The sequence below is a fragment of the Catenulispora sp. MAP12-49 genome (assembly GCF_041262705.1).
GTDB lineage: Bacteria > Actinomycetota > Actinomycetes > Streptomycetales > Catenulisporaceae > Catenulispora.
In genome coordinates this window covers 24,667-48,713 of the sequence record NZ_JBGCCP010000016.1, presented here as the reverse complement: position 1 = coordinate 48,713, position 24,047 = coordinate 24,667, and the positions used below count along the sequence as shown (strand labels likewise).

20 protein-coding genes and 1 pseudogene are annotated in these 24,047 nt (G+C 67.8%); 14 read left to right on the top strand and 7 right to left on the bottom strand.

All coding sequences use genetic code 11. The features are described from left to right. Nucleotides 1-13: 13 nt before the first annotated feature. Both ABIA35_RS26715 and ABIA35_RS26710 read right to left on the bottom strand, forming a co-directional pair. Complete coding sequence (locus tag ABIA35_RS26715) at nucleotides 14-3,010, bottom strand: discoidin domain-containing protein (RefSeq protein WP_370341922.1); 2,997 nt, start codon at nucleotides 3,008-3,010, stop codon at nucleotides 14-16. Between the two features lie 823 nt (nucleotides 3,011-3,833). Beyond that, a complete protein-coding gene (locus ABIA35_RS26710; protein ID WP_370342133.1) occupies nucleotides 3,834-4,097 on the bottom strand; it encodes a hypothetical protein in 264 nt (87 codons plus the stop codon). Here ABIA35_RS26710 and ABIA35_RS26705 point away from each other — a divergent pair. The 8 genes from ABIA35_RS26705 (at nucleotide 3,990) to ABIA35_RS26670 (ending at nucleotide 12,513) form a co-directional block, all read left to right on the top strand. Continuing rightward, complete coding sequence (locus ABIA35_RS26705) at nucleotides 3,990-4,487, top strand: STAS domain-containing protein (RefSeq protein WP_370341920.1); 498 nt, start codon at nucleotides 3,990-3,992, stop codon at nucleotides 4,485-4,487. The two genes, ABIA35_RS26710 and ABIA35_RS26705, sit on opposite strands and share 108 nt — an antisense overlap. A 382-nt stretch (nucleotides 4,488-4,869) precedes the next feature. Next, nucleotides 4,870-5,097, top strand: a complete 228-nt coding sequence (locus ABIA35_RS26700) for a hypothetical protein (RefSeq protein WP_370341919.1) — start codon at nucleotides 4,870-4,872, stop codon at nucleotides 5,095-5,097. A 238-nt stretch (nucleotides 5,098-5,335) separates the two neighbouring features. After that, on the top strand, nucleotides 5,336-5,896 hold the full coding sequence (locus ABIA35_RS26695) for a hypothetical protein (RefSeq protein ID WP_370341917.1): 561 nt from the start codon (nucleotides 5,336-5,338) through the stop codon (nucleotides 5,894-5,896). A gap of 584 nt (nucleotides 5,897-6,480) precedes the next feature. Continuing rightward, nucleotides 6,481-7,893 (top strand): ice-binding family protein, encoded by a 1,413-nt coding sequence (locus ABIA35_RS26690; protein ID WP_370359736.1) that lies wholly within the window; start codon nucleotides 6,481-6,483, stop codon nucleotides 7,891-7,893. A gap of 242 nt (nucleotides 7,894-8,135) precedes the next feature. Continuing rightward, nucleotides 8,136-8,903 carry a DUF5819 family protein gene (locus tag ABIA35_RS26685; RefSeq protein ID WP_370341915.1) on the top strand — a complete coding sequence of 256 codons (768 nt, stop codon included), beginning with the start codon at nucleotides 8,136-8,138 and terminating at the stop codon, nucleotides 8,901-8,903. Nucleotides 8,904-8,964: 61 nt separating this feature from the next. Continuing rightward, complete coding sequence (locus tag ABIA35_RS26680) at nucleotides 8,965-10,047, top strand: HTTM domain-containing protein (protein WP_370342118.1); 1,083 nt, start codon at nucleotides 8,965-8,967, stop codon at nucleotides 10,045-10,047. Continuing rightward, complete coding sequence (locus ABIA35_RS26675; protein ID WP_370341914.1) at nucleotides 10,047-11,489, top strand: phytoene desaturase family protein; 1,443 nt, start codon at nucleotides 10,047-10,049, stop codon at nucleotides 11,487-11,489. Before ABIA35_RS26680 ends, ABIA35_RS26675 begins: the two co-directional genes overlap by 1 nt. Nucleotides 11,490-11,985: 496 nt before the next feature. After that, on the top strand, nucleotides 11,986-12,513 hold the full coding sequence (locus ABIA35_RS26670; protein ID WP_370341913.1) for a hypothetical protein: 528 nt from the start codon (nucleotides 11,986-11,988) through the stop codon (nucleotides 12,511-12,513). Nucleotides 12,514-12,547: 34 nt separating this feature from the next. Here ABIA35_RS26670 and ABIA35_RS26665 read toward each other — a convergent pair. Continuing rightward, nucleotides 12,548-12,938, bottom strand: a pseudogene (locus ABIA35_RS26665) (integrase core domain-containing protein); the annotation flags it as partial. 476 nt (nucleotides 12,939-13,414) lie between these two features. On the opposite strand from ABIA35_RS26665, the gene ABIA35_RS26660 reads away from it, so the two are divergent. Next, nucleotides 13,415-14,476 (top strand): methyltransferase, encoded by a 1,062-nt coding sequence (locus ABIA35_RS26660; RefSeq protein ID WP_370342117.1) that lies wholly within the window; start codon nucleotides 13,415-13,417, stop codon nucleotides 14,474-14,476. 811 nt (nucleotides 14,477-15,287) lie between these two features. Here the strand turns inward: ABIA35_RS26660 and ABIA35_RS26655 are convergent. Further along, nucleotides 15,288-16,343, bottom strand: coding sequence for a GlxA family transcriptional regulator (locus ABIA35_RS26655; protein WP_370341912.1), 1,056 nt, complete (start codon nucleotides 16,341-16,343; stop codon nucleotides 15,288-15,290). A gap of 86 nt (nucleotides 16,344-16,429) precedes the next feature. Here ABIA35_RS26655 and ABIA35_RS26650 point away from each other — a divergent pair, with 86 nt between their 5' ends. From ABIA35_RS26650 to ABIA35_RS26635, 4 genes are all read left to right on the top strand, one after another. Continuing rightward, entirely contained in the window at nucleotides 16,430-16,903 is a 474-nt protein-coding gene (locus ABIA35_RS26650; protein WP_370341911.1) for a winged helix-turn-helix transcriptional regulator, read from the top strand. Continuing rightward, nucleotides 16,875-17,396 (top strand): DUF6884 domain-containing protein, encoded by a 522-nt coding sequence (locus ABIA35_RS26645; RefSeq protein WP_370341910.1) that lies wholly within the window; start codon nucleotides 16,875-16,877, stop codon nucleotides 17,394-17,396. The genes ABIA35_RS26650 and ABIA35_RS26645 overlap by 29 nt, the downstream gene beginning before the upstream one ends. 158 nt (nucleotides 17,397-17,554) lie before the next feature. Then, complete coding sequence (locus tag ABIA35_RS26640) at nucleotides 17,555-19,033, top strand: MFS transporter (protein ID WP_370341909.1); 1,479 nt, start codon at nucleotides 17,555-17,557, stop codon at nucleotides 19,031-19,033. Between the two features lie 71 nt (nucleotides 19,034-19,104). After that, a complete protein-coding gene (locus tag ABIA35_RS26635; RefSeq protein ID WP_370341907.1) occupies nucleotides 19,105-20,184 on the top strand; it encodes a TDT family transporter in 1,080 nt (359 codons plus the stop codon). A gap of 369 nt (nucleotides 20,185-20,553) precedes the next feature. Here ABIA35_RS26635 and glnA read toward each other — a convergent pair whose 3' ends face one another. Further along, nucleotides 20,554-21,978 (bottom strand): type I glutamate--ammonia ligase, encoded by a 1,425-nt coding sequence (gene glnA, locus ABIA35_RS26630; protein WP_370341906.1) that lies wholly within the window; start codon nucleotides 21,976-21,978, stop codon nucleotides 20,554-20,556. A 241-nt stretch (nucleotides 21,979-22,219) separates the two neighbouring features. Here glnA and ABIA35_RS26625 point away from each other — a divergent pair, with 241 nt between their 5' ends. Continuing rightward, nucleotides 22,220-22,627, top strand: coding sequence for an RDD family protein (locus ABIA35_RS26625; protein ID WP_370341904.1), 408 nt, complete (start codon nucleotides 22,220-22,222; stop codon nucleotides 22,625-22,627). 163 nt (nucleotides 22,628-22,790) lie between these two features. Here the strand turns inward: ABIA35_RS26625 and ABIA35_RS26620 are convergent, their stop codons facing one another. Further along, complete coding sequence (locus ABIA35_RS26620) at nucleotides 22,791-23,519, bottom strand: DUF4191 domain-containing protein (protein WP_370341902.1); 729 nt, start codon at nucleotides 23,517-23,519, stop codon at nucleotides 22,791-22,793. A gap of 62 nt (nucleotides 23,520-23,581) precedes the next feature. Further along, nucleotides 23,582-23,803, bottom strand: a complete 222-nt coding sequence (locus tag ABIA35_RS26615; RefSeq protein WP_370341901.1) for a hypothetical protein — start codon at nucleotides 23,801-23,803, stop codon at nucleotides 23,582-23,584. Between the last annotated feature and the right edge of the window lie 244 nt (nucleotides 23,804-24,047).

The window sequence follows — 24,047 nt, the reverse complement described above, 5'->3', positions numbered from 1 at the left end:
GGGGTCTTGTGGATCAGGTCACTGTGACGTCGTCGTAAGTCGTGCTGGTCGGGTCGGCCGAGTTCGAGTCGCCGTCGTCGTGGCTGGTGAGGGCGAGTGTGTAGGCGTCGCCGGCGGTGATCGGCGAGGCGATCTGGTGCCAGTCGGTGTCGGCCGGGCAGGTGTGCGGCAGGACGGTGGTGCGGGCGCCGGTGGTCGTGTCGACGAGGGTCGCTGTGGACCAGCCGTAGCCGACGTCGCCGTCCTGGCAGTCGCTGCGGTACCAGAACGACAAGGTGCTGGTGCCTGGTGCGGCGGTGAAGGTCTGTGCGATGGAGGAGTCGCCGTTGGTCTCCTTCTTGTACGACCCGACCAGCGCCGCGTGGCCGCCGGAGTGCACGGTGCCGGTGATGACCGAGGTCGTGCCGGAGCGGGTCCATCCGCTGAGGTCGCCGGCCTCGAAGTCTCCGTTCACCACGCTGCCGCCCGTTCCGCCGCCCTGGCCCGTGACGATCAGGGTGAAGGCGGCGGTGTGGGTGCCCGAAGTCCCGGTGCCTGTGACGGTGACCGGATAGGTTCCGGCCGGGGTGGCCGCAGCCGTGGTGATCGTCGCTGCCGCGGAGCCGCCGGACGTGACGGAGGTCGGGGTGAAAGTCGCGGCGGCGCCCGTGGGCAGGCCCGAAGTGCTCAGCGTGACGGCCTGCGCCGAGCCCGAGGTGGTCGTGGTGGCGACGGTCGCGGTCGTCGATGCGCCGGCGACGACGGAGGCCGAAGTCGGGCTCGCGGTGATGGAGAAGTCGTTGCCGGGGATGCTTCCGGCCACGGTGCCCCGAAGGACGGTTATCGAGAAGGGCAGGAACGTATAAGACGTGGCTTTGCCGGCCGAGGAGATGGTCGTGTGCGCGGGGCCGTTGTCCGGGGACGCGGAGCCGTTGTTGCCGCTCTGGCTCCAGGCGTACTGCTTCGGGCCCCAGGAGTAGGAGTCGACAGCGCCGCTGAAGCCGTTGCCGCCGCTGATGCTCACCGGGAACTTATAGGTTGCCGTCTTGCTCTTGTTGATGACCATCAGGGCCCAGGTGCCGTCCGGGCGGTGCACGGCATAGGCGGTCAGCAGTTGCTGTCCGGTCGAGGCCTGAGTCGAAGGCACGGTGACCGGATAGAGCTGCTGGGCGGCGTCGACCGGCTGGAGCCAGGTATTGCCCAGGATGGAACTGGCGAAGTAGGTGGAGGTGTTGCCCGTCCACTGGCCGTTCGAGTCCGCGGTGAACAGGTTGGACGCCATCCCGCTGTACAGGTGCTGTGGCAGGGCCTGGTAGTTGTAGTCGGCGGCCAGGCCGCCGGTGAACATCGACCCCAGGAAGTCGGCCTGCCACAGGCCGTCTTGGACGTCGTCGCCGTAGGACGACTGCTCGGTCACCATCAGCGGGATGTCCGCCGGGATCGTCGCCTTGAGCTGCGCGAGCACGCCGGCTGAGCGGCTGGGTTCGTTGAGCAGCAGGTTGTAGGCGTCGGTGGAGTTCTTGACGTCGAAGACCGGGTACTGCTCGAAGGAGTAGAACTTCAGGTCACCCAGGTGTCCGTCGGCGCGCAGCGCGGCTATGAAGCGTGTACCCCAGTCCGTGGCCGTCTTGTCCGTGTCGTTCCAGGCGGCCGCCGTGGAGTCCTGCAACGCGGGCCCGCCGAGGACCAGCGCGGGGTCGAAGGCGTGGATCGCGGTGGCCCACTGGGACCACAGGGCGGCGTAGTCCTCAGGGGTCGTGTACTGCCCGTCGGCTTCCTCGCCGATCTCGACCGAGGCGATCCTGCGGCCCTTGGCTTCGAGGTACTTGATCAGGTCGACCGCGTTCTCCGGCGTGCTGTACAGCACCGGGACCGGGACCATCACCGGCAGGTTCTGGGCTGCGCCGCTGTCGAAGACGGTGTCGATGCCGGGCTGGTCGAACTGGCGGACCGAGGAGGCGTCCTCGACCGGGTCGTTGGAGGAGGTGTAGGTCGCGGACTGCACCGTCTCGTCGCCGTGCTTGACCGCGTCGGTGAAGGTACCGCCGCTGGTGTCGCCGACATACAGTTCCTTGATCGCGAAGCCCAGGCAGTTGCGGGCGTCGCTGCTGTCGCCGTTGGCGCAGGTACCGGACGAGGCCTGCATCAGGACTCGTACGAACTCGGCCTTGGTGGAGCCGATGGACAGGGTGGCCGTGCCGCCGGTCCCGTGGGTGACCGAGCCGCCGGAGGCCGTCTTCCAGACGCCCTTGCCGGGGTCGTCGAACGGGCTTGTCGCACCCGAGTCCGGCACCCAGGTCTGGACCTGGTACGACACCGCGTACGGATCAGCCCACGCGATCTTCACGGTGTTGATCGTGGTGGACTTGCCGAGATCGACGACGGCCCAGGTCGGGTGCATGGCGTTGCTCTGCCCGGTGTACTTCTGGTCGAGGTAGGGGTTGCTCTTCCAGAACGAGCTCGCGTTTCCGTCGTCCAGTCGGGAGATGTAAGCGTTCTCCCCTCCGGGCAGCGACGTTCCACCGTGGGCGATGTCATAGCCGTAGGACTCGGTAACGGGCGCGGAGGCCGCGGTGCCGCTGCTGTCCCAGTAGCCCTTGGTCCCCTCACTGAATGTTCCGCCGTTGCCCCAGTGCCAGGCTTCTTCGCGCAGTTCGGTGACGAGCCGATAGGACAACGGGCGCAGTCCGCTGGTGGCGAGATGGGCCATATTGCCGGGGCTCATGGCCTGCGCGGTGGTGAACAGGTCGGCGTCGAAGCCGGGCTTCGGACGGGTGCCGGGCGAACCTCCCGAGGGGTCGGTGTCGCCGTTGGCCAGGTTGTGGGTCATGCCTTGGACGGCGTCGAAGGAGTCGATCGTCGTGCCGAGCCCCTGGAACGGGTTGAAGCTCGCGGAGGAGGTCGCAGCGACAGTGATCGCCGTGGCGGAACCGGCGGCCGAAGCGCTGTGCAGTGTGCCGGCTCCGGCCGCGACGAGTGCGCCGACGACGAGGCCGGAGGTGACCGTGGTCTTGCGTCTGAATCGTGGCATGGGCGGTTCCCTTTCATAGGGCTGATCCAGAAGAGGCCGTGGGAAACCGGGAGCTTGGATCTCACGTGGCGCAGAATCTAGTTAAGAGTCGTTACCATGTCAATGAGAGTTGAAGCTTGCTTGAACCCGAAGCACACAGATCAAGGCCACTGCTGGGCCGCCAGTAACGGCAAACGGCTGGGCGAATCCGCAGTGGGAGGCTCGGTTTTTGATAACGACTCGATACTTAGAGCCTGATGAGGTGCCGAGTGGGCTTCATCATCCGGTCATTGTTACCGGCAGACGACAGAGGGCCCGCGAGCCGTGACGGCTCGCGGGCCCACCGCGATCAACGTGAGACTGCTGCCTCAAGACCATCCGGCCTGTTTCGGGCCCAGACGAGGCTCGGAACAGGCCGTGATCATTCGAAAGCGTCCAGCAGTCTTACTACTGGTCAGCTGCCGTTGCGGCCCTTGCGGCGCAGGCAGCTGACCTGAGCGTGTCTAGATGTCGAAGTAGTAGACATGAAAACCTCTGACCTGCGGAAAGTCGCCGATCGGCCCGCCGGGCCCACTTTGGGCCCACACTGGCCCCGCTGACATCGCGGAGGCGGCTGCGCTCAAGCCTCACAGCGTCCGTATCCATGACAGAGCGACTGGAATCCCAGGCGACGTTGTGTTTTCTGTTTTTTCTGGTCGGGCTCGCCGTGTTGCCGATTCGACCGGGGCCGGCCGGGTCGCACGAGCTCTGCCGGCTGCCGGCGCCGATCGCTGCGCCGGCTGAGGCCCTGTTGATTGGCGATGCCCTGAGATATCGAACGGCTGCTCGGAGTCGGCGAGGACCCTTACATCGTGTTCCCGCCAGCTGTATTCTCGGAATCGTTCCCGACGCTCCAGACCCCGGCGCCGTACACGGCGCTGTAGCGCGTCTGGCCGACGGACTGCACCTGGTCTTCGTCGCCGATGTATCGCCGCGCACGACTCGAAGGCGCGGTCGCTCCATGGACGTCTACCAGGTCGATCGGTGTTCGGTTCACGCCGTCGTCGCCGTACGCGGCGAACTGGATTTCGCCGCCGCGGACGGACTCGTGGAGTCCGTTCAGGAACATCTGAGCGCCTGCAGGTCGCCTGGAATCGGCGTGGACCTGTCCGAGGTGACTTTCCTGGACTGCGCAGGGGTTCGAGCCCTGTTCACTTTAGGGCGGCGCGCAGCGGATCTGGGCGTCACGATCTGCCTGGCGGCGGAGTCGCCCGCCGTTGGCCATGTGCTGGACCTGCTTGAACTGCCTCCCGGATCCAGTTACCTCGCCAGGCCTGTGGGTGCCGCCCTGACCATCAGTCGGGCGTGCGAGGTGCCAGGTCGGCTGGCAGCTTGTTACGAAGGGCGGCGGGTAGCGGCGAGGTCGGACGGTAGCCGATCTGCATGTTCCGTGTGCAGATTGGCTGTGAACTGCAATCTCACGCCGGCGCATCTCGGGTACTGGCGGTCTGCTGCTTAAAGATCGGGAAAACGTTGGAATTCGCACGACCGGGCCGTGGCGAGGAGCTCTGGCGCTGCTCTCGGTCTTCGTGTCCTGGACGCTTGTCACCGATCATCGCGACGTCCATCAGCCCTGCGTCCGAACTGGCGGAAGGAAGCCGTTTATGATATGGGGGCTATCGGGCGTATGCTGACAACAAGCCCAAGTAGAGCTTTTGTCCCTTCGCGACCGGAGGGAGATCGGGGGTCTCATGATGAGACCCACCAAGAATGACATCACCGGCGGTCCTGCCCTCCGTGCGACTGAGTATCGCCAGGTCACCACGCCAGAAAACGAAACCCGAGTACGGGGCGTCCCTCCGCAATCCGCCCCATCATCTCGGTCCAGCCGGGAGCTGAGGTTGAGCGAGCGGCTCAGGCGGCTGCTCAGCCAGAAGAGGGGCCCCGATGCCGTCATGGTCAGCGCGCTCTCCGTGGCATTGCTCTGCGGCCTGATCGGCTTCGCCGCGCACTTCATGTGGATCGTCGCAGTCATCGTGATGGCGCTGGCGCTGGGATTCGTCATCGCCGACAGCCGGCGTAACCGCATCGACATCGCCAATCAACGGGACGAAGGGAGCGACGGCTGACGGTCGTCGCCCCATCGTCGGCAGGCCCAACTCCCCGCGTTTCATGGTGCCGGTGTTCGAGGGCTCCCGCGCGATTCGAGCCACGCTACACTGAGCGACAGTTCCGCGACGCTCCAGTCCCCGGCGCCGTGTTCATCGGTGTGGACTGCGTCCGGGTGAGGCACCCGTCCGGGACCTGACAGCGAGCTTTCCTTCGCGCAGCCGACACCTCCGTCGACGACAGCGCTGGGGGAAATGCATGATCCCGTTCCCGCGAAGACCTCATCGGCACCACACGATCGTGTACCGGTCGCTGATCCGGGTGACCAATGCGCCGACGTCGTCTCCCGATCCTGCCGACGTTGTCGTGGCTCACGCCGAAGACGTCATCTGTGACGCGTGGCTTCGGGCACTTCGCGGTGAGTGCGACTACACCGGAGCCGAGATGCAAGCTGCGTCAGCCCGCTGTGACCTCGCGCGGCGGAATCTGGCCGTTGCTCTTCTCGGATGCGATCCCGAGGCGATCGGCGCGGCCTACGCCGATCTGGAAGGCAGGCTCGCCGGCGCCCGGATCGCGGCGCGCGCCCACGGGCAGGCGCGCGAAGCGCTGGATCGGGAGCGCAGTGCGGCGCACCGGCGAGCCGGCGAGCAGTTCTTCGACGAGCACGTCGGCCGCCGATGGCCGCTGAGGAAACGCGACGAATCCACGTCCGCGCGTGGGGCGAAGCGACGGGTGCGGGCCTTGGTCGCCTGTGGCTGGCTCTCCCAGCATGCCGTCGTGTCGTCACTCGTCCGCCTCGCGGGGGGTCGGCGACTGTGACCGCCTCCGCCTGGCCTGAATCAGAGCCGTGGCTACCTGTACCCGTAGCCATCCGGTTGTCGAAGCGTAGTCGGCTGCTGGGCGGGCGCGCCCTTTGACACCAGACACTTTTGGCTTATCGAGGACAACCCGCTGGTGATCTCGGCAATCGCATCGACGCCACCCTTTCCTGGGATAAGGGTTTCCGATGAGAATTCGAAAGTAAAGCAGCGAAAGCTGAATCTGGGCAAGGTCCACTCGTAAGAGTGGGCGAAGTGCGCTGTAACAAAAAGCCGTGTGCGGTGAGTACGCCGTGCGCGAGTGGCCGTTCAGGCTGCGCTCCTGTAAAGCCGACAGTAGCGGCGCGACCTCCTCGAACGCGCCGCCGAAGGCCTCGTCGGCGCCGTGGGTCCATTCCAGAGATCGCGGCTGAGGCTCACATATTCCCCCGATAGGTACGATGATCGGTCTTTTGTGTCGTGTCCGCGTGGATTGATGTACATGCCTTATTTCCGGCTAGCATCTTGCCCGAGAATCCTCCGGTATATCGCTTCTGGTGTACGCGGTGAGGAAGACGGGACAGCTTTCAAGGGAGTAGGCCTCGAATGAAATTAAGAAATCCTGATTCGCCGCCGTTGCAAACGCCGTATGTGTGGTTCGCGACGGCCCTCGCGGGGGCGCTCGCCCTCGCCGCCCTGGTGCTGGCTCCGACGACAGCGCAGGCGATCGCGACCGAGGTTCCCCTCGGGACACTGCAAAGCGTGGCGGTCCTCGGCGGCCAGTCGGTTACCAATACTGGCCCTTCCGTCATCAACGGCGACCTCGGCGTGAGCCCGGGGACGTCGGTGACCGGTTTTCCCCCGGGAATCGTCAACGGGACCATCCACGCGGCGGATGCCGTCGCGGCCCAGAACCAGAGTGATCTCACCGTGGCGTACAACAACGCCGCGGGACAGGCCGCGGACGCCTCCGTCCCCGGGGAACTCGGGGGCCTGACCCTGGTTCCGGGCGTCTACAACGCCTCGTCGTCCACCGGAATCACCGGCACGCTCACGTTGAACGCGCAGGGCAACCCCAACGCGGTCTGGATCTTCCAGGTCGGATCGACGCTCACCACCGCGTCCTCGAGCACGGTGGCGCTGATCAACGGCGCTTCCCCGTGCAACGTCTTCTGGCAGATCGGGAGCTCGGCGACGCTGGGCACCGGCACGAACTTCACCGGTACCATCCTCGCTCTGACGTCGATCACCGTGAACACCAACGCGACCATCGCGGGTCGTGCGCTGGCGCGCAACGGCTCGGTGACCCTCGACACCAACACGATCACCCGGCCTCAGTGCGCCACCACCACTACGGGGACCACCACGGCCACGCTCGGCACCACCGGCACGGCCGGCACCACCGGCACGACGGGTGCCACCACGAGTGGTACGGCGGCGACCGGAGGACTCCTTTCCGGCGGCCTTTTGACCGGCGGCACCTCCAACGGTCTGCTGTCCGGCGGTCTGCTCGGTGGAATCACGACCGGCGGCATCACCACCGGTGGGATCACGACCGGCGGCACGTCGACGACCACCAGCACCGGTGGTACGACCACGACGACCGGCGGCTCCACGGTCGGCGGGACCGTGGGCGGCACGACGACGCAGGGTGGCAGCGTCGGTGGCGGCACGACCGGCGGAGGCACCACCGGCGGAGGCAACACTGGCGGAGGCAACACTGGTGGAGGCGAGTGCTGCCACACCCCGCCCCCTCCGCCCCCGTGCCAGCCCTGCCAGCCCAAGCCTCCGCAGCCCAAGCCGTGCCCGTGCTCCGAGCACCCGCACCCGCAGCCGCCTCCGGCGCCCAAGCCGTGCGAGTCCTGCCACTCTTCGGGTGACAGCACGTCGGGTGGCTACAGCAGCTCGTCGGGTGGCTACAGCGGCGGCTCGTCAGGTGGCTACAGCGGCAGCTCGTCGGGCGGCTACAGCGGCAGCTCGTCGGGAGGCAGCGGCGGCGGGTGGCGCAGCGGTTCTTGATGACTCAGCCGGCGTCCCCTGGGCTCGCCGGTGATCAAAACGGTCCGTGACATCACAGGACGAGGTGAATGCACCCCCTGACGAGGACCGTGCCGGCGGCGCCTGACGGAGATCCGTCACCGTCGGGCGCCGCCCCGCAGAAACGACCACCACGGAATCCGCCGGCGGCGCACCGGCCTGTTCAGCGAGCGCGCCGACGCGGCCGGGCCCGGACCCGCACGGTGTGTCACGAGGTTCATCGATTGGAGCAGCAGGATGAGCAGGGCCAAGTGTCGCCGCGTGCTAAGGGACTTGATTCGGTGGATGTGAGGCAACGTGATTCGGAGGCGCTCGAGGACCAGGCCGAGGTCCTTGCCGAGCCTGTGGCGACGGCCGAGCCCACGCCGCCCGGGCTGGCGGGCCTCTCGCGCCCGCTGCGGGCGCTGACCGGTGCCGCGGTCGCGGTCTGCCTGGTGGGCACGGTCGCGCATCTGCTGATGGTCGGGCTCTACGTTGCGCCGGTGAATCCCATTTCACAGCGCTATGCAAGGCAGATCAACGCCTGGATCGACCCGGCTTTCGATCAGAACTGGCAGCTGTTCGCGCCGGAGCCCCAGTCAGGCAACTGGCAGATCTCGGCCAGGACGATGAGCGCCGGGCCGGACGGCAGGCCTCAGATCAGTCCCTGGTTCGACCTGTCCGCTCTGGACAACGCGGCGATCAAGCACGACGTCTTTCCGAGCCACACCGCGCAGAACACGCTGCGCAGGGCCTGGTCCGCCTATGTCGACGCGTTCGGCACCGGCGATCAGGCCGGTTCGGACTGGGCGGTGTTGGTGCGGGACTACCTGCGGAACATCGCCGCCGACCGGGTCGAGGCCCATCGCAAGGGCCATTTCGACAGCATCCAGCTGCGTGTGGTGACGCAGCCCATCGCGGCGCAGGCCGCGCCCGGTGGCCCGCGCCCGGCGCAGCCCGCCGCCGATATCAGAAACCTACCGTGGTGGAAGGTGCCGTCTCGTGGCAAGTGAGCAGGGATCGACCGTGACATCCACATCGGGACATGAGGACTTGCAGGCCCGCGGTGCCGGCCTGCTGCGTGTGGTGGGCCGCCTTGACGCGTTCGGAGTCGCCCTCACCGAGCGGCCGATCTCGCTGTACGCCGCCGCCGCGCTGCGCATCGGATACGGCCTGATCTATCTCGCCTATCTGCTGCGGGAATTCCCGCACCGCGACGAGCTCTGGGGCCCGGGTTCCCCGCTGACGCCCACGCTGTCCCGAGAGTTGCTGAAGCACACAGGCTGGTTCAGCCTGCTGAGCTTCTCGGACCGACCCGTCTACTTCGAAGCCTGCTACGCACTGGCGCTCGTGGTCTGCGTGCTGTTCATGCTCGGCTGGCGGACCAGGATGCTCTCGATCTTGTTCGCGCTCGTGGTGACCTCGTTCTACGCCAGGTCCATCCTGATGACGGATGGCGGCGACAACCTGATCACCCTCATGAGCATCTACATGGTCGGCATCGCCTGCGGTCGGCGCTGGTCGCTCGACTCACGCAGGGCCCGGCTCCGAGGGTCCGGCTACCGGCGCAGGCCTGTGTTCGCACGGGTCGCAGCGTCCGAGCATGCCCGGCAGCTCGGCGTGGCAAGACAGATTCTGGTCACGGTGCTGCACAACTGCGCCATGGTCGTCATCGGTGCTCAGATCTGCATCCTCTACGCCACAGCGGGTCTCTACAAGGTGCAGGGCAGCGACTGGGATCACGGGACAGCTCTTCACTACGTTCTCAACCTCAGTCTGTTCCGGCCTTGGCCGGCGCTTTCCGCCATGGCGGACAGCCATCCGATGATGATCGCGGTCGTCGCCTACCTGACCGTCCTGGTGCAGGTGGCGTTCCCGTTCGCGCTGTTCGGCCGACTCAAGTACGTCGTGCTGTCCATGTTGCTCGGTATGCATCTGAGCATCGCGGTACTCATGGGGCTCCCGATGTTCTCCGGCTCGATGGTCATCGCGGACGCGGTGTTCCTCTCGGACCGCTTCTACATGAATGTGGGACGGCACGTGCGGCGACTCGCCCGGGGGGCCGCGTCGCCGGCACCGGACGCGTCGCGCCTGATGGAGAGCGCTCACATCCCGCCACAGCAGGTTCGGCCGTCGAAGACGCTGGATCGCATGTGATGACGTCCGCGGTCGTCGTCGGCTCCGGACCCAACGGGCTCGCGGCCGCCGCCCTCTTGGCCAAGGCAGGACTGCAAGTCACGGTCCTGGAAGCCGCGGACGAAGTCGGCGGAGGAACCCGCAGCCATGAAGCCATCCTGCCGGGGCTGCTGCACGACCACTGCTCGGCCATCCATCCGATGGCCGTGACTTCACCGGCGCTGCGCGCACTCGAGCTGGAACGTCATGGACTGCGGTGGCTGTTGCCGGATGTCGACTGCGTCCATCCACTCGATGACGGGACAGCCGGCGTCCTGTTCCGCTCCGTGCAGCAGACTGCGTGCGGCCTCGGCCCCGACGGCGACCGCTACCGGCGGCTCCTCGGACCGTCGGTACGTCACTGGGAGTCACTCGCCCCGGACGTGATGGGCCCCATGCTGCGCATCCCCACTCACCCCTTCCTGCTCCTGCGCCTCGGCCTGCCGATACTGCTGCCGGCCGCCATCGTGGCGCGCCTGTTCGAAACCCCCCAGGCGCGGGCACTGTGGGCCGGAGTCGCTGCCCACGCCTACCGCCCGCTGTCCGATCCGTTCAGCTCGGCGATCGGACTCGGCATCCTCACCGCCGGCCACGCTGCGGGATGGGCGGTCGCCGAAGGCGGCTCCCAGGCCATCGCTCGCAGCATGGAACGAGTGCTGCGTGAGCACGGCGGCACGATCGAGACCGGCGTGCACGTCACCGACATCAAGCAGATCCCGCCGGCTGAAGTGACTCTCCTTGATCTCGACCCCGGCCAGGTCGCCTGCCTCTACGGCGATCAGCTGCCGGGCCGGGTACGGAACGCCTATCGGCGATTCCGCCGCGGCCCGGCCGCATTCAAACTCGATCTGGCGGTCGAGGGCGGCGTGCCCTGGACGAACGAGTACGCGCGACGCTCCGGCACCGTCCACCTCGGCGGCAGCTGCGCCGAGGTGGCGCTGTCGGAAAGAACCGTCGCGGCCGGACGCATGCCCGAACGCCCCTTCGTACTCGTCGGCCAGCAGTACCTGGCTGATCCGAGCCGTTCGGTCGGCGACGTACATCCTGTGTGGGCCTACGCCCACGTTCCGCACGGCTACGACGGCGACGCCACCGACGCCATCATCAAGCAGCTCGAGCGGTTCGCCCCGGGCGTTCGCGAGCGCATCATCGGGGCGCACGTCACCCGGCCGACCGACTTCGCCGCAGCCAATCCCAACTTCGTCGGCGGCGACATCCTCACAGGGGCGAAAGCGCCGCGCCAGCTCCTTCTCGGAGCCCGCCCCGCGCTCGACCCGTACTCCGCCGGCCTACCCGGCGTCTACCTGTGCTCGGCTGCGACCCCGCCTGGTCCGGGCGCCCACGGCATGTGCGGCGCGGGAGCGGCGGCATCCGCACTCCGCCACCTCGGCATCCGTCCTCCGTCGCCTCTGGGACCACGTTAGGCAACAAACGACGGTGGGTCCGCGAGCCGTAGCGGCTCGCGGACCCACCGCGATCGACGTTCTGAGACTGTCGAACCAAGATCATCCGGCCTATTTCGGGCCCAAATGAGGCTCGAAAACACCCGTGATCAATAAAAGGCGCCCAACAGTCTTAATGCTGGTCAGCTAGCGCTTTGGCGCTTGCGCCGCAGGCAGCTGACCTGAGCGCATCTCTAGATGTCGAAGTAATAGACATGAAAACCTCTGACCTGCAGAAACGCGGCGAGTGGGTACAGGCGGCCCACTTTGGGCCCACCCTGCCTACGAGGCCCTACAGGTGAGGCGATCCGTCGGATGGAGGCTTCTTGGCGAAGTCAGTGCGGTACGTGCTGCCCGACTCGGTGCCGTGGCTCGCTGGCCCGCGGCTCGTAGTCTGACGACCATCGCTCAGGCTGGAGATCGGATCCGGATTCGGCGAGCTGGACTTGTCTCCAGCGCTTCGAACATCATGGCCGCTGTGAACCTCTACGAAGCGGTGCCTGATCCTCCTGACCACGTGCACGAACGTTGGCGGAACCGTGAGGCCCCCGACGGAGACTTCATCGTGTACTCCGACGGCTCGCTGTCGGTGATGAGCCTGGTGCGACTCCGTGCGCATGACGAGCGCCACGACCCGCGGTCGGAGGACTGGCACTGGTCGGAGACCCTGCGGGCCACTGCGTGGCGCGCCAGCGACTGGCTGGACGTCGACGGGACGATGGCCTCGTCCGGCCACGCCGGGTACCGTGCCCTCGCCGGGGAGTCGGCGAGCCACGGCAGCGTCGGCTGGGTCGCGCTGACCCTTGACGACGGGCAGCACACGCTGCAGTGGTTGGCAGTGGCCTGCTCGTCCAACCCGTTCGCCGAAGTCGCCCTGGACGAGGCCACGGTCACCGCCACCAGCACCCTGGGACGCGTCTGGGTCTTCCCGCGCAACGCTCCGCATCTGGTGGCGATCACCGCGGACCCGGACTATCCATGGCCGCGCGCCGTCGGGGAACGGTAGGGCTCTACCTTGGTCGATGGCATGACGAGGCCCGTCACGAACGCCTCGAAGTTCTCCGCGTGTACTGCCCCGTGAGGTTGGTGACGCGGCTGGCTGGCGGTAGGCCCTTCAGCGCGGTGTGTCCGCGGTGGTGATTGTCGGTGTGGGAGCCATCCGGGGAAGGCGTCGCGTCGTTCTTGCTCGCTGCGGTAGGGCCGGGTGTAGGCCCATTCGTCCATCAGGGTTCTGTTGAATTGTTCGACCTTGCCGTTGGTCTGGGGCCGATACGGCCGTGTGCGCTTGTGGGTTATCCCGGCGTCGGCCAGGGTGTCGCGCCACAGGTGGGAGCGGTAGCAGGGGCCGTTGTCGGTCAGAACCCTGGCAACGGCGATGACTGCTTCGGTGAAGAACGCGTGGGCACGGTGCCAGAACGCGGCGGCGGTCTGGCACGGCAGCCGTAGATCGTTGCCGATGTGACTGGGGTGGCCGAAGAGGCGAAGCAACGATCGTTGATCATCATATGCGTGACGACGGCGCCGGCCCCTGCTCCCAAGCAGGAGCCTCCAGATTCTTCGAGTTGTGGTAATTCGGTGCGAACGGGACGCTGTTCCTGTACCTCCGAAAGGGGTTGATCAGCATGACGTTCGTGCAGGTCATTGAATACGAAACCACCCAGTCCGACCGCGTAGACGGGATCATGGACGAGTGGCTGCGGATCACCCAGGGCAAGCGGACCGCCCACCACGCCACGATCGGGAAGGACCGCGAGAAGCCCTCGCACTACATGCAGATTGTGGAGTTTCCCTCCTATGAGGAGGCGATGAAGAACAGCGACCTGCCCGAGACCCGGCACCTCGCCGAGGAGATGCAGGAGGCATGCACCGGGGCGCCGCGCTTCGTCAATCTGGACGTCGTCCGGGATATGACGCTCGACGAGAACGTGCTGGAGAACCTGCTCGGCCGGGTCGTCACCGACCTGGGCGCGGTGACTATCGCGCCGCTGCTCGCGATCGGGGACCATCTTGGGCTCTTCCGGGCAATGGCGGACGGAAAACCCCTCACCGCCGCGGAGCTGGCCGGGAAGACCGGCACGCAGGAGCGCAACGTGCGCGAGTGGCTGGCTGCGATGGCCGCCAGCGGCTACGTGGCCCTCGAACAGGACGGGCGATTCCGGCTCACCCCGGAGCAGGTGACAGTTTTCTGCGACGAAGACAGCCCCTTCTTCGCGCTCGGTGGCTTCCAGTCATTCATGGCGGCAGCTCAGCACGAGACCCGCGAGAAGCTGGAGCGTGCCTTCGTCGAGGGCGGCGGCGTCGGCTGGGAGCAGCACCAACCGGACCTGTTCGTCGGCACCGCCCGATTCTTCCGGCCCGGCTACGCGGCGCACCTGGTGCAGGAATGGCTGCCGGCCCTGGACGGCACGGTGGAGCGTTTGCGCACCGGGGCCAGCGTCGCCGACATCGGCTGCGGGTTCGGCTACTCCACGATGCTGATGGCGCAGGCCTTTCCCGCCTCCCGGTTCACCGGCTTCGACTCCCACCCGCCCTCGATCGAGAAGGCCAGCGAGCTGGCGAAGGGGGACGGACTGGCCAAACGTACCGACTTCGAAGTGGCCGGGGCAGCTGACTTCGGCGGCGGCCCGTACGACCTGATCACCTTCTTCGACTGCCTGCACGACATGGGCGACCCGGTCGGGGTGCTCTCCCACTGCCGGACGCGGCTGGCGGAAGGGGGCGTGGTGATGCTGGTCGAACCGCACGCGGAGGACAGCCTCGCCGACAACCTGAACCCGCTCGGCAGGGCCTTCTACGGCGCCTCCTCGCTGATCTGCGTGCCCGCCTCGCAGGCGCAACCGGTCGGTCGGGCGCTCGGCGCCGGAGCAGGCGAGGCGCGCACCCGAGAGGTAGCCGTCGAGGCGGGCTACAAGTACTTCCGCCGGGCGACCGAGACCCCGTTCAACCTGATCTACGAGCTGCGGAGCTGAACAAGGAAGCGATCGGGCCCGGGAGACCGCGAAGGTCGTAGCCCAGGACGAGAGCACCATGCCGTCCGAACATCGCATGACCACGATGTTCCGGCCGCCTCGCCAGTACGGCAGCCGCAGATCGGGATGAGCATCGCGAGTACCGTCCAGCAAGCCCAGGAGGTATAGCGGTGGACCTGGTGCTCATCGGCCTGTCAGGCCCTTTCTGGCTTGGAACGATTCCTCGACCCGCCGCCTCGTCCCGGTGGCCGTGACCAGGACTTGCAGCGTGACCGGCCGCGGGGTCCAGACGCCGTGATGTCCCTTCAGCTATCCCGTAATATGTATCGCCCCAGGTCGGCGACTTGCCAACCTGGGGCGATACAGGGTGGTGCACATCCTTTGAACCGCGTTTCCGCGGGTCAGACAATCACGCGTTACCGCAGGTCAGGGGTTTTCATGTCGATTACTTCGACATTTAGAAGCTATACGCGCCCTGAAAAGAGTGGGCCCAAAATGGGCCCGTCGGGCCCGAAGCGGGAGCGCAAGACCACCAGCCGGCCGGGCCGCTTTCAGCCACCGAGCTGGAGCCACGCGAAGCCTTCATTCTCCGCGAGTTCATAGAGGCGCGGCATGCGCCTGCTCTACATCCGCGGTCATGCACCCGCTCATCGCGAACCGTGACGACACCCCGCGTGTACAGATGTTGCATCTCGCGCGACGCTTCCTCGGCCTGGCCGGTTGACGCCCACTTTCCGGTCTGGGCCGGGGTTCCCGATGAGTTCGCGCTCTCGACGGGCCCACTCCGGGCCCGATGCCGAACGGCCGTGTGTTAGTGGACCGGCCCCGCAGGACCCGGCGCCCCGGCCGCGGGTCGCGGCTCGACGTCCGCTGACCGGGCGCTGGCGCCCGTGGTGCGGAATCGGGATCGGAAGGCGCCGGGCGTGACATCGAGGTGCTTCGCGAAGGCGCGGCGCATCGACTCGGGTGAGCCGAATCCGGTACGGCGCGCGATCGTCGCCAATGGTTCGTCGCCGCGCTCCAGCATCACTTGTGCGGCTTCGAGCCTGACCCGCTCGACATAGCGCGCCGGGGTGGTGTGCGCTTCGTCGTGGAAGAGTCGTGTGACGTGCCGCTCGCTGATTCCGGTCCGCCGAGCCATCGCCGTCAGCGTGTGGTTGGCTCCCGGGTCGGCGACGACCGTGTCAAGCAGGCCGCGCAGCAGCCCGTGACGCGTGGGATGTGCCTGCGAGTGCACGCTGAACTGTGACTGGCCGCCCGGGCGTTGCATGAACACGACCATGTCCTTGGCCACCGCCCTGGCGGTCTCGGCCCCGTGGTGCTCTTCCACGAGCGCCAGCGCCATGTCGATCCCCGCGCTGACCCCGGCGGAGGTCATCATCCGGCCGTCGCGCACGAACAGCGCGTCGGGGTCGACGCGCACGCTGGGATGGCGGATTGCCAGCTCTGCGGTGTGCCGCCAGTGGGTCGTGGCGCGCCGTCCGTCGAGCAGACCCGCCGCGGCCAGCAGGAATGCCCCGGTGCACACGGAGGCGGTGCAGCGGCTGGTCGTGTCCAGGACGCGGACCGCGTCGAGAAGCGCGTCGTTCCTGACCGACTCCTTCCAGTGCGGCCCGCCCGGGATCAGCACGACATCGTTGTCTCCCATGGACCGCTCGACCTCGCCGTCCGCGCTCAACCGGGCGCCGGCTGAGGTCTCCACGTCGCGGCGGCCGAGGGAGACCATGCGCAGTCGGTAGCGTGCGCCGAAATCGTTGGCGGAGGCGAAGACCTCGGCTGGTCCCGTGACGTCGAGCAGGCGCACGCCGGGGTACACGAGCGTGGTCACAGTACGTGTGTCACGGTCGCCGTCGGAACGGTGGGTCATCGGAGTCCTCCTGGGCCGAAGTGGCCTCGCCCGATCATAGGCTCAGTGAGTTTGGCAAACAAACCAACCTGTGGATGAATGGCGCCATGCCCCTCACGCTCCCGCGCCCCTGCCCGATCGCCGACACGCTGGTGCTCGTGGGCGATCGCTGGTCGCTCCTGGTTCTGCGCGAGGCCCTGCTCGGCGTGCACCGGTTCGCGGACATCGCCGCGAACACCGGCATGCCCCGCGACGTGCTCACTCGGAGACTCCGCGCCCTGGAGGACTCGGGAGTGCTCGAACGCCGTCGATACGAGCAGCGGCCCGAACGCTTCGAGTACCACCTCACCGAGGCCGGCCGCGAGCTTGAGACGATCCTGATCGGGCTGCGGGAATGGGGCCTGCGGTACTTGCCCGGACCGACGGCGTCGCCGCCCCGATCAGCGGCCCGATCAGCGCCCCGGTCCACACACACCTGTCGGCACGGAGGACCGGCCGTCGTCATATGCGCCGACTGCGGGGAACCGCTGCCGACACTCATCGCCGGGGACCATGCACCTGGTCGCGGCGGCGCTCTCTGAAGCCGGTCCCGTACCCCAAATGCCGCCTGTTTTGGAAAGGCTGCCCATGCCCGTACCACAGCACCGCCATCCGCTCGCCGCAGCCGAGCTCATCGTCATCACGTGCGGCAGCCGCAAACTCGATCATCCGGCTCCCGCTGGAGAGCTCTACACCGGTGCCTACCATCGCGCCTGCCGCAGGGCGGCCGAGGCCCTACAACCGCGCCGGCTGTTGATCCTCTCCTCAGTGCACGGCCTCCTAGGCCTTGACGACATCGTCGCGCCCTACGACCTCGCCTTCGGCGCGGTCGGCAGTATCGGCCCGGAGCAGCTGGCCGCGCAGGCGCGCGACCGGGGACTCCTCGACCTCGACCCGGTGGTCGTCCTCGCGGGCGGGCATCATTTCCGGCTCGCGCGGTCTGTCTGGCCGCACGCTCTGAACCCCCTGACCGGGCTCGGCGGCATGGGTCGGCAGATCTCCCATCTCAACGCCCTGGCGAAGGACCTCGGCTGATCGGCGGGTCTCGTCCGTGGGAGGCCCCGGTACGTGTCGGCGCGGACCGCCGGATTTGAGGCTTCCCCGTCCAGCTTTGCGGCCAAGTGCTCCCGTCCGGCGCGCGTTCACCTGGGTGTGACGGCCAACACGGGCCGCGCCGACAGGGAGAACCGCTGATGAACTCGACCAACCCGGTCTCAGGACCGGAGTCCCGCCGCTGGTGGGCTCTGGGCACCATCTGTCTCGTGCAGGTGATGCTGCTGCTGGACGTCACCGTGGTGAACATCGCATTGCCGCCGGTCCAGCGCGATCTGGGCTTCTCGTCCACTGGCCTGGCCTGGGTCGTCAACGGCTACACCGTCACCTACGGCGGGCTGCTGATCCTCGGCGGACGGCTCGGAGACCTGCTGGGCAGGCGCCGGATGTTCTTGACCGGCCTGGGAGTCTTCGCGCTCTCGTCGGCCGCGGCAGGGCTCGCGCCGAACGCCGGAATGCTTGTCGCCGCCCGCCTCGTGCAGGGTGTCGGAGCGGCGCTGGTCAGCCCGGCCGCGCTGGCCCTGGTGACGCTGCTGTTCGACAGGCCGCGGGAACGGGCCCGGGCGATGGCGATCTGGAGCGGGCTGGCCGGGCTGGGCGCGGCGCTGGGCGTCGTGGTGTCGGGCGTGGTGATCGACGTGGCGTCCTGGCGCTGGATCTTCTTCATCAACCTGCCGATCGCTGTGGTCGCGTTCGCTGCCACCCGTCGGTTCGTCTCCGAGAGCCGGGCCGCGGCCCGGCGCGGCCGGCCCGACGTCGCGGGAGCCGTGCTCGTCACCGCGGGACTGTCGGCAGCCGTGTTCGGCCTGTTGGAGAAGGGGAATCGGCCGTGGCTGTGCTTTCCGGTCCTCGGGTGGATCGGCATCGGTGCCGCGCTGCTGGTCGCGTTTCTGTGGGTCGAGGCGCGGGTCGCACTGCCGCTGGTGCCGCTGGCGTTCCTGCGGTCGCGCAACCGCAGTGCTGCCAATATCGTCCGAGTCTGCTACTACGTCGGCTTCGCCACGTTCTTCTTCTCACTGAGCCTGTACGTCCAGCGGCAGCTGCGCTTCCCACCGCTGGCGGCGGGCTTCGCCTTCGTGCCTTTCGGGCTGGTCATCCTGTTCAGCGCGACGGTTCTGGCGCCGCGGTTGCTGCGCCGCTTCGGCGTGCGGGCGTTGAACGCCGGCGGCCTGGCGATCACGACGCTCGGCTACCTCACGCTGGCCGGCCTCCCGGCGCACGGGACCTATGCCGCCGACATCCTGCCCGGGCTGCTTCTCGTCCCGCTCGGTGGCGGCCTGGTGCTGGTGGGATCCACCGTCGCCGGGGTGGACGGCGCCACCGGCGAGGACGCCGGCATCGCGACGAGCATGAACAACGCGTCGATGCAGATCGGCAGTGCCCTCGGCCTGGCGGCGCTGGTGTCCGTGGGAGCAAGCCATGCCGCCGCGTTGCGCAGCGCCGGCGTGAGCCCGTCGGACGCCTCGGCCGACGGTTACGCGCTCAGCTTCGCCATCGCCGCGGGCGTCACTGCGTTCGGTGCCCTCGTCGGCTTCTTCGGCATCCGCGCCGGCGCCCCGCAGCAGCTGGCACCGGCGACGCGGCAGGGCGAGCCAGTCGGCGGTACCGCGTCGCGCTGAACAGTCGGCCTTCTAACCCACAAGGCTGGCCTACAGGGCAGGGTGCGGATGGCGTGCCTACTGTCTGGTCCATGGCGACGATTCGTGGTTGCCTCGGGCTGATGGTCTCGAACGTCGCGGCGAACTGGTACACCTCGGTCATGGGCACGGGAATCGTCGCGGTCGCCGCCGCGACACTGCCCCAGCGTTTCTCCGGGCTGCACACCGCCGCGACGGTGGTGTGGGCGCTCTCGGCAGTCTTGCTGATCGTGCTGGTGGCGCTCACCGCGATCCAGTGGCGGCGCCACCCCGACATGGTCCGCGGCCGGCTGACCGATCTGACCACGGCGCACTTCAACGGTGCCCCGCCGGTCGCGATCCTCGTGGTCGGCGCCGGCACGCTGCTCTACGGCGGAGCGGTGTTCGGAGACCGCGCCGCGTCGGACATCGCCTGGGTCCTGTGGTTCGTGGGCACGCTGGTGGGCTTGGCGTGCGCCGCGGCCGTGCTCTATCTGCTGTTCACCGGCGAGCCGGTGCCGCTGGACAATGTGACCATCGGCTGGTTGATGTGCATGGTCCCGCCGATGGTCTCCGCGGCCACCGGCGCGCTGCTCGTCCCGCACGCGGCGGCCGGTCAGGCCAGACTCGCCTTCCTGCTGTGCTGCTACGCCCTGTTCGGCCTGAGCCTGGCGGTCTCCGCGATCGCCACGGTCCTGATCTGCTCGCGGATGGCTCTGCACAAGGTCGGTCCGGCTCGGACCGAGCCCACGCTGTGGATCGTCCTCGGCCCGCTGGGCCAGTCCATCACCGCGGCCAATGCGCTCGGCGCTGTCGCCGCGACCGCCATCGGCGCTCCGTACTCCACCGCGCTGCAAGCGTTCGGCATCGTGTTCGGCGTGCCGGTCTGGGGATTCGCCACCTTGTGGACCTTCCTGACGGTCGCGATCACGGTCCGCACCAAGCGGTCCGGCCTGCCCTTCTCGCTCGCCTGGTGGTCGTTCACCTTCCCGCTCGGCACCTACGTCACCGCCACCTCCGCCCTGGCCCTGCGCACCGGCTCGGACCCGTTCCGGGTCTACGCGGCAGCGCTCTACATCGCGCTCGTGCTCATCTGGATCCGGGTCTCGGCCCTCACCGCGTACAGCGCCTGGCGGGCTGCCTCAGCCGGCTGACGATCCGCTCACATGTCCAGCACGATGTCTGCGGAGGGCGCCGAGCAGCAGATGAGCCCGCTGCTCTCGGCCGGTGTCGGTCCAGGGGATTCCGCGAGGCGAAGCCGCGATCCGTACTCGGGGAAAGGGGGCTGTCAGGTCGCTGCGAGCGAACGACACGGACGGTCCCGGAGGTCCGCCCGGAACCCCGGCCGCGAGGACGCGTTCGACCTGGGCGGCGGGCCCATTTTGGGCCCAACTGTCGAGAACATGAGGGATCCTCGGACATCTGTAAAGACGTATCGCCCCAGGTCAGCGACTTGCCGACCTGGGGCGATACCAGGTGGTGCTGATGGTCCGAACTGCGTTTCCGCAGGTCAGCTCATCATCTTAGATGTCGAAGTACAGCTCGAACTCGTGCGGCGTCGGCCGCAGACGAACCGGGTCGACCTCGCGCTCGCGCTTGTAAGAGATCCACGTGTCGATCAGGTCCTGCGTGAACACGCCGCCCTCGAGCAGGTAGCCGTGGTCGGCCTCCAGCGAGTCCAGGACCGCCGGGAGGCTGCCGGGGACCTGCGGGATCGAGGCGTGCTCGTCCGGCGGGAGCTCGTACAGGTCCTTGTCGACCGGGGCCATGGGCTCGATCTTGTTCTTCACGCCGTCCAGGCCGGCCATCATCATGGCGGAGAAGGCCAGGTACGGGTTGGAGGACGGGTCCGGGCAGCGGAACTCGATGCGCTTGGCCTTCGGGTTCGAGCCGGTGATCGGGATGCGGATGCACGCCGAGCGGTTGCGCTGGGAGTAGACCAGGTTCACCGGGGCCTCGTAGCCGGGGACCAGGCGGCGGTAGCTGTTCACCGTCGGGTTGGTGAAGGCCAGCAGCGACGGGGCGTGCTTCAGCAGGCCGCCGATGTAGTGCCGGGCGGTGTCCGACAGGCCCGCGTAGCCGACCTCGTCGTAGAACAGCGGGACGCCGTCCTTCCACAGGCTCTGGTGGCAGTGCATGCCCGAACCGTTGTCGCCGAAGACGGGCTTGGGCATGAAGGTGGCGGTCTTGCCGGCGTTCCAGGCGACGTTCTTGATGATGTACTTGAACAGCATCAGGTCGTCGGCGGCGGCCAGCAGGGTGTTGAACTTGTAGTTGATCTCCGCCTGGCCGGCCGAGCCGACCTCGTGGTGCTGGCGCTCGACGATCAGGCCGGACTCGATGAGCGTGCGGCTCATGACCGCGCGCAGATCCGTGTAGTGGTCGTTCGGGGCCACCGGGAAGTAGCCGCCCTTCACGCGCGGCTTGTACCCGCGGTTGCCACCCTCCTCGGCGCGGCCGGTGTTCCAGAACGCGGCCTCGGCGTCGATGTGGTAGTAGCTCTCCTGCGGGCCGGAGGTGAAGCGCACGTCGTCGAACACGTAGAACTCGGCCTCCGGGCCGAAGTAGCACGTGTCGGCGATGCCGGTGCCGGCCAGGTAGGCCTCGGCCTTCTTGGCCACGTTGCGCGGGTCGCGGGAGTAGGCCTCACCGGTCAGCGGGTCGTGGATGAAGAAGTTGATGTTGAGGGTCTTCTCGGCGCGGAACGGGTCCAGGCGCGCCGTGGTCGGGTCGGGCAGCAGCTGCATGTCCGACTCGTGGATGGCCTGGAAGCCGCGGATCGAGGAACCGTCGAAGGCCAGTCCGTGTGCGAAGACGTCGGCGTCGAACGACTCGACCGGCACCGTGAAGTGCTGCATCACACCGGGCAGGTCGCAGAACCGCACGTCGACGCTCTTCACGTCGTTGTCCCTGAGGTACTTGAGTACCTCGTCGGCGTTCGAGAACATCCACTACTCCTTTGAGTACTCTCACCGGCCGGTAGCCTTTCGCCACCGGGGCCGGGACCCAACGGGCACTCCTGTGACCGTAGGACCGGGGGGTTTCCCGGCCGTGTCCCTTTTGTTTCCGGCGTGTTACACAGAGCCCGGCACGCTTCCAACTTACCCCGCGGGCCGTTCGGCACTACGGCAAGCGCTCCACCCGACGCTGGTGACGGAGTGCGAAACCGTGCGGGGTACCGTGGACGCCATGACCTCGTCCGACTATTCCGGCCAGCGCTTTGGCCTCCCGCGCACCGGTCCGGGCTCGATGGCCTCGATGGGCCGCCGGCTGGGCGCGCTGATGATCGACTGGGCGATCGCCTACGGGGCGGCCTACCTGCTGGTCGGCGACCGGCTCCTGCGCAACGGCCAGTTCGCGGCGCTCAGCGCGCTGGCGGTGATCTACCTGGTGGGGCTGTCGATCAGCGGCTCGACCCTGGGGATGTCGCTGCTGGGCCTGCGGGTCGGCTCCGACCAGGGCGGCCGGGCCTCGCTGTACGCGATCGGCATGCGCACCGTGCTGTTGTTCCTGGTCATCCCGCCGGTGGTCTGGGACGCCGACGGCCGCGGCCTGCACGACCGGATCGCGCGCACGATGATCATCAGTACCCGCTAGCCCGTCCGCGCTACGCATACAGGCCGTCGGTACTGCTACCACCCCCCCCGGCCGCCCACCCCGCGAACGCCGACGGCCCGCGACCGGATCACCGGTCGCGGGCCGTCGTGCGTTCCATGGCGTTTCGCCGGAGTTACGGCCGGCTGACGTGGCTTGCGACGATTCAGCGCATCTGGCCCCGCGGCATCTTGCCGTTACGCGGCATCGGCCCCTTCGGGATCGGCATGTTCGGCCCGACGGCCTTGAGCCGGTTCTGGTACTCCTGCACCTGAGCCGGTCGCAGGTAGCCCTTGCCGGTGGCCGGCTTGAGCCGCATCACCGTCTTGTTCAGCTTGCCCAGCGGGACCATGCCCTCTTCGTCGCCGGCCACGATGTCCTGGCCGACCAGCGGCACGTCCGGGCCGAACAGCCGGGTCAGGTGCCGGCGCTCCTCGGTGAACAGCGCCTTGAGCCGGTTCGGGTTGCCCTCGCCGACCAGGATGATGCCCGGGCGGCCGAGCACCCGGTGGATCATGTCCTGCTGCCGGTTGAAGCGCACGCCGGGGGTGACGTCCCAGCCGCGGCGCAGGGTGTCCAGCACCGAGGCGGCCGCGCCGGGCTGGTCCTTGATCGAGGAGTAGGCCGCACGCTGCGCCCGCCGCCCGAAGACGATCATCGCGGCGAGCACCGCGACCGGGATGCCGAAGATCCCGTAGAACACCGGAGACCCGAGCAGGAAGCCCAGCACCACGAACACCACCAGGGCGCCCGCGGCCCAGGCGGCCAGAACCAGCGGAAGCTTGGGATCCTCCTTGCGGGTCATCCCGTAGACCTCGCGGATCTGCGTCAGCCGGCCCTTTTTCTTGGGCGCATCCCCGCCGGCGGGGGTCTTCGTCGTGGTGTCGCGTGCCATGCCACGCAGGATACGTGGTGCCGGCGCCCGGTGGTAAACCAGTTCGGGCTTATCGGCGCCGGTTACCGCCCTCCGACGCTCATCCTGGTGAGCGACTCGTGGGCCTCGGCGCGCAGCGCGGCGCGCTCCTGGCCCTCCAGCACGGCGGCGCGGGCGTTCGCCAAGGCGCCCCGCTGCCCGCCGGCCCGCAGGACCCGGCGTTCGAAGGTGAGGATCATCGTGCGGACGGAGGACGCCGCGGTGGGAGTCGGGGGAGTGGGTGCGGAGGACGTTGCGGTGCTCATTGCGGAACCTCGACCAGAAGAAAAAGCGGGACGTCGGGGAACGGAGCCGGTGGCGGGCCACCACCACTATCAGGTTTCTTTGTTACAGGGTCTGGTGTAGCGGGTCAACTCGTGGTAACGCGTTGCGCAATGCCGGGCATTCCCCGCACCCGCTATATGAAACGACCCCGGTCCGTCCTGGACCGGGGTCGTATATAGCAACGTCCTAATAAACTTCTTTACGCTTCGCGCTCAAGCCCGGCTG